This is a genomic window from Nonomuraea sp. NPDC049421 (assembly GCF_040677005.1).
Taxonomy (GTDB): domain Bacteria; phylum Actinomycetota; class Actinomycetes; order Streptosporangiales; family Streptosporangiaceae; genus Nonomuraea; species Nonomuraea salmonea.
Window position 1 is genome coordinate 161826 of sequence record NZ_JBFAQA010000008.1, and the last position, 10404, is coordinate 172229.

At 71.6% G+C, this 10404-nt stretch carries 7 protein-coding genes; 2 read left to right on the forward strand and 5 right to left on the reverse strand.

What is annotated here, in order from left to right; translation table 11 throughout:
- Nucleotides 1-36 precede the first annotated feature (36 nt).
- The 3 genes from AB0K18_RS16230 to AB0K18_RS16240 all read right to left on the reverse strand — a co-directional run bounded on the left by AB0K18_RS16230 (nt 37) and on the right by AB0K18_RS16240 (nt 4330).
- Complete coding sequence (locus AB0K18_RS16230; protein WP_364914795.1) at nt 37-2073, reverse strand: N-acetylneuraminate synthase family protein; 2037 nt, start codon at nt 2071-2073, stop codon at nt 37-39.
- Nucleotides 2074-2135: 62 nt separating this feature from the next.
- Nucleotides 2136-2834 (reverse strand): response regulator, encoded by a 699-nt coding sequence (locus AB0K18_RS16235; protein WP_364914796.1) that lies wholly within the window; start codon nt 2832-2834, stop codon nt 2136-2138.
- Complete coding sequence (locus tag AB0K18_RS16240; protein ID WP_364914797.1) at nt 2831-4330, reverse strand: sensor histidine kinase; 1500 nt, start codon at nt 4328-4330, stop codon at nt 2831-2833. Before AB0K18_RS16240 ends, AB0K18_RS16235 begins: the two co-directional genes overlap by 4 nt.
- Nucleotides 4331-4439: 109 nt before the next feature.
- Here AB0K18_RS16240 and AB0K18_RS16245 point away from each other — a divergent pair, with 109 nt between their 5' ends.
- Nucleotides 4440-5777 carry a cation:dicarboxylase symporter family transporter gene (locus tag AB0K18_RS16245; RefSeq protein ID WP_364914798.1) on the forward strand — a complete coding sequence of 446 codons (1338 nt, stop codon included), beginning with the start codon at nt 4440-4442 and terminating at the stop codon, nt 5775-5777.
- A gap of 116 nt (nt 5778-5893) precedes the next feature.
- Here AB0K18_RS16245 and AB0K18_RS16250 read toward each other — a convergent pair whose 3' ends face one another.
- Complete coding sequence (locus AB0K18_RS16250; RefSeq protein ID WP_364914799.1) at nt 5894-7264, reverse strand: HAMP domain-containing sensor histidine kinase; 1371 nt, start codon at nt 7262-7264, stop codon at nt 5894-5896.
- Between the two features lie 74 nt (nt 7265-7338).
- Nucleotides 7339-8832, reverse strand: a complete 1494-nt coding sequence (locus AB0K18_RS16255; protein WP_364914800.1) for a glycoside hydrolase family 13 protein — start codon at nt 8830-8832, stop codon at nt 7339-7341.
- A 290-nt stretch (nt 8833-9122) separates the two neighbouring features.
- Between AB0K18_RS16255 and AB0K18_RS16260 the strand changes: the two genes are divergently transcribed.
- A complete protein-coding gene (locus AB0K18_RS16260; RefSeq protein ID WP_364914801.1) occupies nt 9123-10403 on the forward strand; it encodes a maltose ABC transporter substrate-binding protein in 1281 nt (426 codons plus the stop codon).
- The last annotated feature ends 1 nt before the right edge of the window (nt 10404 follow it).

Below are 10404 nucleotides of genomic sequence, written 5' to 3' on the forward strand. Positions count from 1 at the left end.
CCCGTTTCGGACGGCGCCGGGTCAGACGGCGCCGGGTCAGACGGTTACGCGGCGGAGGCGGGCCTTGGGGGCCTCCTCGCCGGGGAAGACGCGCTTGACGCCGTCGCCCATGGCCTGCTCGATGATGCGGATGTCGCGGACCAGGTGCTCCAGCCCGGCCGGCTCCAGCGAGGCGGCGTGGTCGGAGCCCCACATCGTCCGGTCGAGCGTGATGTGCCGCTCCACGCAGACCGCGCCCAGCGTGACCGCCGCCAGCGAGATCTGCAGGCCGCGCTCGTGCCCCGAGTAGCCGACCGGCACGCCGTAGCGCTCCTTGAGCGTGGTGATCGTGCGCAGGTTCGCCTCCTCGGGCGGCAGCGGGTACGTGGACGTCGCGTGCATCATGATCAGCTTCTCGGTGCCGAGGATCTCCACGGCCGCGTCGATCTCCGCCAGCGTGGACATGCCGGTCGACAGGATGACCGGCTTGCCGGTGGCCGCGAGCGCCCGCAGCAGCTCGTGGTCGGCCACGCCCGCCGAGGCCACCTTGTGCACCAGGACGTCCATCTCCTCCAGGAACTCCACCGACGGCACGTCCCACGGCGAGGCGAACCAGTGCAGCCCCCGCTCGGCGCAGTGCTTCGCGATCTGCGCGTACTCGTCGCGCCCGAACTCGGTGCGTTCCTTGTACTCCAGGTACGTCATCTCGCCCCACGGCGTCTGCCGGAGCTGCCCCTTCTGCTCCTCGGGCACGCAGATCGCCGGGGTGCGCTTCTGGAACTTGACCGCCTGGCACCCGGCGTCGGCGGCCACGTCGATGAGCCGCCTGGCCAGGTCGATGTCGCCGTTGTGGTTGATGCCGATCTCGCCGATCACGTACACCGGCTCGCCGTCGCCGACCAGCACGTCCCCGATCGCGACGGGACCGAAGTGCGGACGGACGCGCGCCTCGGCGGCGGGCGGCTCAGGCCGGGCGGCCACCACCCTGTCGCACAGCTCGCGCACCGCGCCCGACCCGCCGGGCCTGGTCAGCACGACGCGGGCGGCGGCACGCACCCTCGGGTGCGCGTCGGGCGTGGCGATCGGCCAGCCGACCTCCGCCATCGGGCCGAGGTCGTTGACATCGTTGCCGACGTACGCCACCCGCGCCGGGTCGAGGCCCTCGATGTTCAGCCAGTCGCGCAGCACCGTGCGCTTGTCGGCCAGGCCCTGCAGCACCGGCACGCCCAGCTTGCGGGCGCGGGCGGCCACGACCGGGTTCTGTTCGGTGGACATGACCAGCACCTTCACCCCCGACCGCTTCAGCAGCGAGACGCCCATCCCGTCGGAGCGGCTGACCAGCACCATCTCGCGGCCGTCGGAGTCGACGTAGGCGCGGTCGTCGGTGTGCACGCCGTCGAAGTCGGTGATGACGCAGTCCACGTCGATCGGCTCGGGCCGGTCGATGAACGGCGCGAGCGCGCGGACCAGCTCCAGGTCCTCGGGCTCGTCGATCTCGATGGCGTGCCGGGCCGGCACCGGCTGCACGGCGACGGTGCCGAAGAAGCGGTGGCCGTGCTCGCGCAGGCCGGCGGTGCGCATGACGTAGAAGGCGCCGTTCTCGCGGAACTGCGGCTCGCGGTCCTGCCGGCGCGGCCGTACGGCCGGGTCGTGGTTGACGCCGGAGCCCGCGGCCGTCCACAGGAACTCGTGCGTGGGCAGCCCGGACACGACCGAGTCGGCCTCGCCGTCCAGCACCCTGCGCACCGCCGCCGACAGGTCGGCGGGGTCGATGAACGCGCTCGTGCACTGCACGAGCACCACCACCTCGGGCTCGGCGCCGAGCGCGTCGAGCGCGTGCAGCACCGCCGACTCGCTGGAGGCGGCGGCGCCGCTCAGCTCGGCGGGCCGCTCCACCACGACCGCCCCCGCCTGGCGGGCGGTCTCGGCGATCCCCTCGTGGTCGGTGCTCACCACCACCTGGTCGATCGACTCGGCGCGCAGGCAGGCCCGCACCGCCCTGGTGACCAGCGGGACGCCCCCGACCAGGGCGAGGTTCTTCAGGGGTACGCCCGCCGAACCTCCGCGGGCGGGAACTACGGCCAGGACTCGCAAGATGACTCCTCAGTGCATCGGATTGCACCCAGAAGCTAGAAGGCCGGATTGAACGGGCGGCGTCACCGTCCTGAACTCTGCGTGGGGATCCGGTAGAGCAACTCTGGCCTGCCCACGCCGCCGTACTGCGGGACGCGGGCCGCCACGCCCAGCTCCACCAGGTATTCGAGGTAGCGCCGCGCGGTCACCCTGGACACCCCGATCGCGTCCGCCACGGCCTGCGCGCCCACCCCGCCCGCCTGGGCGCGCAGTTGCGCGGCCACCGCGTCGAGAGTGTCCTGCGCCATGCCCTTGGGCAGCTCGGCGGACGAGCCGCGCAGCGTGCCCAGCACGCGGTCCACGTCGCCCTGCCCGACCGCCAGCCCGGCCTCCTCCTTGAAGCGGGCGTAGCGGGTCAGCCTCTCGGACAGGGCGGCGAACGTGAACGGCTTGAGCAGATACTGCACGATGCCCAGCGACACCGCCGAGCGGACCATGGTGAGGTCGCGCGCGGACGTCACCGCGATCACGTCGCACAGCAGGCCGCCCGCCCGCACCGCCCGGCACACCTCGAGGCCGTGCATGTCGGGCAGGTAGAGGTCGAGCAGGATCAGGTCGACCGGCCTGCGGCGCAGGAAGCGCAGCGCCTCGCCGCCCGACCTGACCACCCCGGCCACCCCGAAGCCGGGCACCCGCTCGACGTAGATGCGGTTGGCCTCGGCGGTGATCTCCTCGTCCTCGACCACGAGCACGGAGATGAGCCCGGGTTCCGGCGTCGTCACGGCACCGGCTCCCGCCTCGGCGCCGGCAGCCGTACGGTGAAGACCGAGCCGGCCACGTCGATCGTGCCGCCGAGGCGCCGCACCGCCTGGCCCACCAGCGCCAGGCCGAGCCCGTGGCCGTCGCCCTTGGTGGTCCAGCCCTTCTCGAACGCGGCCCGGCCGGTCAGCCCTGGACCGTCGTCGGCCACCCTGATGAGCACGCCCCGCTCGTCGCCGCTGAGATGCACCTCCACCCGGCTCGCCGCGTCCACGGCGTTGTCGATGAGGTTGCCGACGATCGTGACCAGGTCGCGCGGGTCGAGGCCCAGGTCGTCCAGCTCACTGTCGGCGCTGATCACCAGCTCGGCGCCGCGCTCGGCCGCCTCCGCGCTCTTGCCCAGCAGCAGTGCCGCCAGCACGGGCTCGCGCACCGCGCCCACCACCCGGTCGGTCAGCTCCTGCGCGGCCCGCAGCTCCGCCGTGCCCAGCGCCACCGCCTGCTCGGTGCGGCCCAGCTCCACCAGCGTGATCACGGTGTGCAGCCGGTTGGCCGCCTCGTGCGCGGCCGAGCGCAGCGAGTCGGCGAAGCCGCGCTCGGCGTCGAGCTGGCCGGTCAGCGCCTGCAGCTCGGTGTGGTCGCGTACGGTGACGACCGTGCCGAGCCTGCTGGCCGCGCTGTTGACCGCGAGCACCCGGTCACCGGCCAGGTGCACGCGCTCCTCGTCGTCCGTCAGCAGCTCCGCCAGGCCCAGCTCGGCGACGTGCCGCCCCTCGGCGTCGGCGGGCAGGCCGAGCAGCTGCCTGGCCGCGTCGTTGCACAGCGTCAGCGTGCCGTCCCTGCCGACCAGCAGCAGGCCCTCCCTGACCGCGTGCAGCACGGCGTCGTGGTGCTCGTGGATGCGGCCCAGCTCGACCGGGCCGAGTCCGTGCGTCTGGCGGCGCAGCCGCGCGGTCACCAGCCACGTGCCCGCCGCGCCCAGGCCGAGCGCGAGCGCCACGATGAGGCCGCCCCAGGCGAGCTGGTCGCGCAGCCTGGCGTCGATGCGGTCGATGGTGATGCCGGCGCTGACCAGGGCCCGCACCCGGCCGCCGGCCATCACCGGCGTCACCGCCCGCTTCGAGGGGCCCAGCGTGCCGGTGTAGGTCTCGGTGAACGTCTCGCCGCGCAGCGCGGGCTCGATGTGGCCGAGGAAGCGCCCGCCGATCTCCGCCGGGTTGGGATGGGTGTAGCGGGTGCCGTCGGGGCGCATGATCGTGATGAAGTCGACCTCCGTCGCCGTGCGGACGCGCTCGGCGTACGGCTGCAGCCGCGCCGTCGGGTCGCGCTCGTCGAGCGCGGTCAGCACGTCGGGCGAGGCCGCCACGCTCACCGCCACCGCCTTCGCCGTGCTGCCCGCCTCATCGGTGAGCAGCCGGTGGGCCTGCACCAGCGCGAGCGTCGCGCCGCCCGCCGCCGTGACGATCACCACGAGCAGCTGCAGCACCAGCATCTGCCCGGCCAGGCTCCAGCGCCGCATGTCCCACCCTCCCCGTGAACGAAACTTACGCAATGGTGACCTGCATCACTTGTGCAGCGCATAGTCGCACGGACAGAAGCTCGTTCCAAAACCGCCGGAGAACCCCCCTATGCGCGATCGCACCCGTTATCTCTACCTGGCCGTCATCGTGGCGGTCCTGCTCGGGATCCTCGTCGGCTTCATCTGGCCCGACCTCGCCGTCCAGCTGAAACCCATCGGCACGGGGTTCGTCTCGCTCATCCAGATGGTGATCGGGCCCGTCATCTTCTGCACGATCGTGCTGGGCATCGGCTCGGTACGCCAGGCCGCCCAGGTCGGCAAGGTCGGCGGGCTCGCGCTCGGCTACTTCATCGCCATGTCCACGGTCGCGCTGATCATCGGCCTGGCCGTCGGCAACGTCATCGACCCCGGCTCCGGCCTGCAGCTCACCGACGCGGCCAGGGAGAGGGCCGAGGCGGAGGCGGCCAAGGGCGCCGACGCGAGCATGGTGGACTTCCTGCTCGGCATCATCCCCAAGACGCTGGTGTCGGCGCTCACCGAGGGCTCGGTGCTCCAGGCGTTGCTGGTGGCGCTGCTCGCCGGGTTCGCGCTGCAGGCCATGGGCCGCAGGGGCGAGCCGATCCTGCGCGGCATCGAGCACTTCCAGCGGCTGGTCTTCCGCATCCTCGCCATGATCATGTGGGCGGCTCCGGTGGGCGCGTTCGGCGCGATCGCGGCCGTCGTCGGCGACACCGGCCTTGAAGCGCTCAAGAGCCTGGCCATCATCATGATCGCCTTCTACGTGACCTGCGCGCTGTTCGTCGGCGTCGTGCTCGGCACGATCCTGTGGCTGGTCGCCAGGATCAACCTGTGGTCGCTGCTGCGCTACCTCGGCAGGGAGTTCCTGCTGATCCTGTCCACCTCGTCGTCGGAGACGGCGCTGCCCCGGCTCATCGCCAAGATGGAGCACCTCGGCGTCAGCAAGACCGTGGCCGGCATCACCGTGCCGACCGGCTACTCCTTCAACCTCGACGGCACCGCGATCTACCTCACCATGGCCACCCTGTTCATCGCCACGGCCACCGGGTCGCCGCTCGGGTTCGGTGAGCAGGTCACGCTGCTGCTGTTCATGATGATCGCGTCCAAGGGCGCGGCGGGCGTCACCGGCGCGGGCCTCGCCACGCTGGCCGGCGGCCTGCAGGCGCATCGGCCCGAGCTGGTGGACGGCGTCGGCCTCATCGTCGGCATCGACCGGTTCATGTCGGAGGCCAGGGCGCTGACGAACTTCGCCGGCAACGCCGTGGCCGCCGTGCTCGTCGGCACCTGGACCGGCGAGTTCGACAGGGAACGCGCGGGACAGGTGCTGGCCGGGCAGGCCCCGTTCGACGAGGCCACGCTCCTGGACGACGGCGGCTCCGAGGGCGACCCGGATGGCCGCGAGCCCGCCAAGGAGCTCTCGACCGCCTGACGACGCGCCGTCGGCGCCTCCCGCCGCCCGCGCGGCCGGGAGGCGCCGGCGTGACGTCCCCGCCCCTGTCATGCGGACGGGAGACGCCGGTGTGACGTCCCCGCCTGCCGGTCCGGTCATGCGGACGGCAGGCGCAGCACGAAGCGGGCGCCGCCCGGGCGGTCCTCGACGCAGATCGTGCCGCCGTGCGCGACGGCCACGTCGCGCGCGATGGCCAGCCCCAGCCCGGCGCCGCCCGTGTCGCGGCTGCGGGCGGTGTCGAGGCGGGTGAAGCGCTCGAAGATGCGCTCGCGGTCGTGCAGGGGGATCTCGATGCCGTCGTTCTCCACGGTCAGCACCACCAGGGCGCAGTTGTCGGAGCCGTTGGCCGTCCTGACCGGCTCCGGGTGCACGGTGACCAGGACGGTCTGCTCGGCGTAGCGCTGGGCGTTGTCCAGCAGGTTCGTCAGCGCCCTGGCGAGCTGCGTCCGCACGCCCTCCACGTACGCGCCCTCCGTCAGGTCCACCTGCACGGGGATCTTGTCGTTGCGGGTGGCCAGCTCCTGCCGTACCAGGCAGGCGAGGTCGAGGCGTTCCTTGACGATGTCCACCCGGGAGCCGATCCTGGCCAGCAGCAGCAGGTCGGTGATGATGGTCTCCAGCCGGTCGGTGTCGCGCAGCGCGCTTTCGACCAGCGCCTCCATGTCGGTGTCGTCCGGATAGAGCTGGGCGCTCTCCAGCTGGGCGCGCAGCCCGGCGATCGGGGTGCGCAGCTCGTGGGAGGCGTCGGAGGCGAACTGGCGCTGCTGCTCGGCCGAGCGTTCCAGCCGGGCCAAAGTGCCGTTGACGGAGCGGGCGAGCAGGGCCACCTCGTCGTCGCCCGGCGGCTGGGTGACGCGGCGGCTCAGGTCGCCGGCGTGCACGGCGTCCAGCTCGGCGCGCATGGTGCCGACGGGCCGCAGCGCCCGCCCGGTGACCAGCCAGGTGGACCAGCCCGCCAGGGCGATGAGCATGGCGACCTCGATGAACACGACGATCTCCAGCGTGTGGGTCTGCAGCACGTCGGGCGAGCTGCGTCCGGCATAGACGATGGGGGAGTCGGGGAACATCGACACCCGCACCGCCGACACGTGGACGCATTCGGTGGGCAGGCAGGTCGTGGTGTTGATGACCTGGCCGGCGTCCGTGGGCCTGACGTCATCGAGCAGCGGCAGCGCCCTGGCCCCGTCGCTGGCCCCCAGCAGCCGCCCGTCGGCGCTCACCACCTGGATCAGGTCCACGGACGGGTCGGGCACCGGGATGGCGGCGCCCAGCGGCAGAACACCGCCGCGCATCTCGGAGGCGATGCGTTCGGCGGTGTTCCTCGTGTCGTTGAAGACGCTCGCGCTCACGAGGGTCCTCGCGACCATGATCCCCGCGACGGCCACAGGGATCAGCACGAGGGCGGCTACGGCCGTCGCGATGAGAGTGACGCGTCCGCGCAGGGACCTGGCCCACCAGGGTGCCATCCCCCGAGGCTACCGAGCGTGATTGCAGTGTTTTGTCGCTTATATACCGGATAAGGGAAAAGATTAGGCAAGCCTCAGCGCTGCAGCCACACCGTGGTGTCCGGCGGGACGGCGCCGTCCTCCGCCAGCGGGCCACTGGACAGCAGCACCTCGCCCGCGATGCCGGGGCGCACCGGCTCGTCGCCGGTGTTGAGCACCACGACCAGGCCGGGCTCGCGCTCGATGACCAGCACGTCCTCGGGCGAGTCGAGCCAGGTCAGCGTGCCGCCGCCGAGCGCCGGGTGCTGCCTGCGCAGCCGCAGGGCGGCGCGGTAGAGGTTCAGGGTCGAGGCGGGGTCGTCGTGCTGCGCCTCGGCCGACAGCGCCGCCCACTCGCCCGGGATCGGCAGCCACGGGTTCCGCCAGCCGAGCCCTTCCGACGAGGTCCACGGCAGCGGCACCCGGCAGCCGTCGCGGCTCTCGCCGCGCCGCAGGAACGCCGGGTCCTGGCGCAGCTCGTCCGGCAGGTCGAGCACCTCGGGCAGGCCCAGCTCCTCGCCGTTGTAGAGGTAGGCGGAGCCGGGCAGCGCCAGCATGAGCAGGGTGGCCGCGCGGGCGCGGGCGAGCGAGCCGTGCCGGGTGACGTGGCGCGGCTTGTCGTGGTTGGACAGCACCCAGGTGGTGGGCGCGCCGACCAGCTCGGCCTCGGCGAGCGACTTCTCGATGACGGAACGGAACGACTTGGCGTGGAAGTCGGCCATCATGAACTCGAAGTTGAACGCCTGGTGCAGCTCGTCGGGCCCGACGTAACGGGCCAGCCGCTCGGGGGAGGACACCCACGCCTCGGCCACCGCCATGCGCCCGCCGGGGTAGGAGTCGAGGATCGGCCGCCACTCGCGGTAGATGTCGTGCACGCCGTCCTGGTCGAAGTACGGCACCTGCTCGTCGCCCAGCATCTCGGCCTGCGGGCCGTCCTTCTTGCCCACGTCGGGCAGGCCGGCGGCCTTGATCATGCCGTGCGCCACGTCGATGCGGAAGCCGTCCACGCCCCGGTCGAGCCAGAAGCGCAGGATGTCGCGGAACTCGGCGCGTACCTCGGGGTTCTCCCAGTTGAGGTCGGGCTGCTCGGGCGCGAACAGGTGGAGGTACCACGAGCCGTCCTCGACCTGCGTCCATGCGGGCCCGCCGAAGATCGACTCCCAGTCGTTGGGCGCGTCGCGGAAGATGTAGCGGTCGCGCAGCCCGGCCTTGAACCAGGGGTGCTGGTCGGAGGAGTGGTTGGGGACCAGGTCCACGATGACCCTGATGCCCTTGGCGTGCGCGTCGGCCGTCAGCGCGTCGAAGTCGGCGAGCGTGCCGAACATCGGGTCCACGTCGCGGTAGTCGGCGACGTCGTAGCCGCCGTCGGCCATCGGGGAGGTGTAGAACGGGCTCAGCCAGATGGCGTCCACGCCCAGCTCCGCCAGGTAGTCGAGGCGCTCGCGGACGCCCGCGAGGTCCCCGACGCCGTCACCGTCGGCGTCGGCGAAGCTTCGGGGGTAGACCTGGTACACGACGGCGTCCCGCCACCAGTCGTCGTTGCCGAGCATGTGCGTCCTTCCCGGATGATCCGGATATCGGTGTGGTTCTGGTGAAGGATGTCCGATTCGTGGGATGAGGTCAAGTGCAAGTTTCGGAAACTTGCAGTCCCATCCTGCAGCGTGGTGGCCAGGTGTGGGGCAGGTCAGGACCGACGGCGCGGGTGTTGATCAGGTAACGCTCTTGCGCAAGTTCTTCCACTTTTTGCAAAGAGCGGCTAACGTCCCGGAAACGTCGAGCCAATCTCGGCGGCGGTGCAACGACGCATCGCCGTTCCTCCGTGACCTCAGGAGGTCCCCCCATGCACATCCGGGCTCTGGGTGTGGCAGCTCTCGCGACTCTCGCGTTCGCGGCGACCGCGTGCGGCGGATCGTCGCCGCAGACCCCCGCCGACGGTACGGCGGCGCCGTCGTCCGCGCCTTCTTCGGCCCCCGCGGGTGCGGGCGGCACGCTCGTGATCTGGGCCGACCCCAGCAGGGTCGAGCCGCTCAAGCCGTTCGCCGAGCAGTTCGGCACCGAGAACGGCGTGACCGTCGAGGTCAAGGAGATCAGCAAGGACAACCAGACGACCTTCCTGACGGCCTCGCAGCAGGGCAGCGGCCCGGACATCATGATCGGCGCGCACGACTGGATCGGCAACCTCGTGCAGAACGGCGCCATCGACCCGGTCACGCTCACCGAGGAGCAGAAGGCCGCCTTCTCCCCGAAGGCGATCCAGGCGGTCACCTTCGACGGGCAGATCTACGGAGCCCCGTACGCGGTGGAGAACATCGCCCTGATCCGCAACACCGACCTCGCCCCCGACGCCCCCGCGACGATCGAGGACATGATCGCCAAGGGCAAGGAGCTCAAGAAGGACGGCAAGGTCAAGGAGGTGCTCTGCCTGCCGGTCGGCCAGAAGGGCGACGCCTTCCACGTCTACCCGATCTTCGCCTCGGGCGGCGGCGCGCTGTTCGGCACGACCGCCTCCGGCGACCCCGACCCCAAGCAGGTGCTGCTCGGCTCGGAGGGCTCGGTCAAGGCGTTCGGCAAGCTGAAGGACCTCGGTGAGAAGGGCGAGGGCGCGCTGCGCACGTCCCTGACCAACGAGAACTACATCCCGACCTTCGCCTCCGGCAAGTGCGCCTTCCTCGTCTCCGGTCCGTGGGCCATCAGCGAGATCAAGAAGGGCGGCGTCACGTACGACATCAGCGCCGTCCCGCCGTTCGAGGGCGGGCAGCCGGCCACCCCGTTCGTGGGCGTGCAGAGCTTCTTCGTCGCGTCGAAGGGCAAGAGCAAGGCGCTGGCGCAGGAGTTCGTCGCCAACTACGTGACCAGCAAGGACGTCGCCAAGGCGCTGTACGAGGCCGACCCCAGGCCTCCTGCGCTGACCGCAGCGCTGGAGGAGGTCCAGGCGAGCGACCCCGACGCCGCCAAGTTCATGGAGGCCGGCAAGGACGGCCTGCCGATGCCCGCCATCCCCGCGATGGCCGCCATCTGGGAGCCGTTCGGCATCGCCGAGACGGCCGTGGTCAAGGGCGGCGACGCGGCCAAGGCCGCCGCGTCGGCGCAGAAGGCCATCGACGGCGCGCTCAAGAACTGAC

What these genes read in the sequence shown, in the direction of transcription:
- AB0K18_RS16240 (WP_364914797.1), bottom strand. Translation starts at nt 4,330, where the DNA reads ATGCGGCGCTGGAGCCTGGCCGGGCAGATGCTGGTGCTGCAGCTGCTC.
- AB0K18_RS16245 (WP_364914798.1), top strand. Translation starts at nt 4,440, where the DNA reads ATGCGCGATCGCACCCGTTATCTCTACCTGGCCGTCATCGTGGCGGTC.
- AB0K18_RS16250 (WP_364914799.1), bottom strand. Translation starts at nt 7,264, where the DNA reads ATGGCACCCTGGTGGGCCAGGTCCCTGCGCGGACGCGTCACTCTCATC.
- AB0K18_RS16255 (WP_364914800.1), bottom strand. Translation starts at nt 8,832, where the DNA reads ATGCTCGGCAACGACGACTGGTGGCGGGACGCCGTCGTGTACCAGGTC.
- AB0K18_RS16260 (WP_364914801.1), top strand. Translation starts at nt 9,123, where the DNA reads ATGCACATCCGGGCTCTGGGTGTGGCAGCTCTCGCGACTCTCGCGTTC.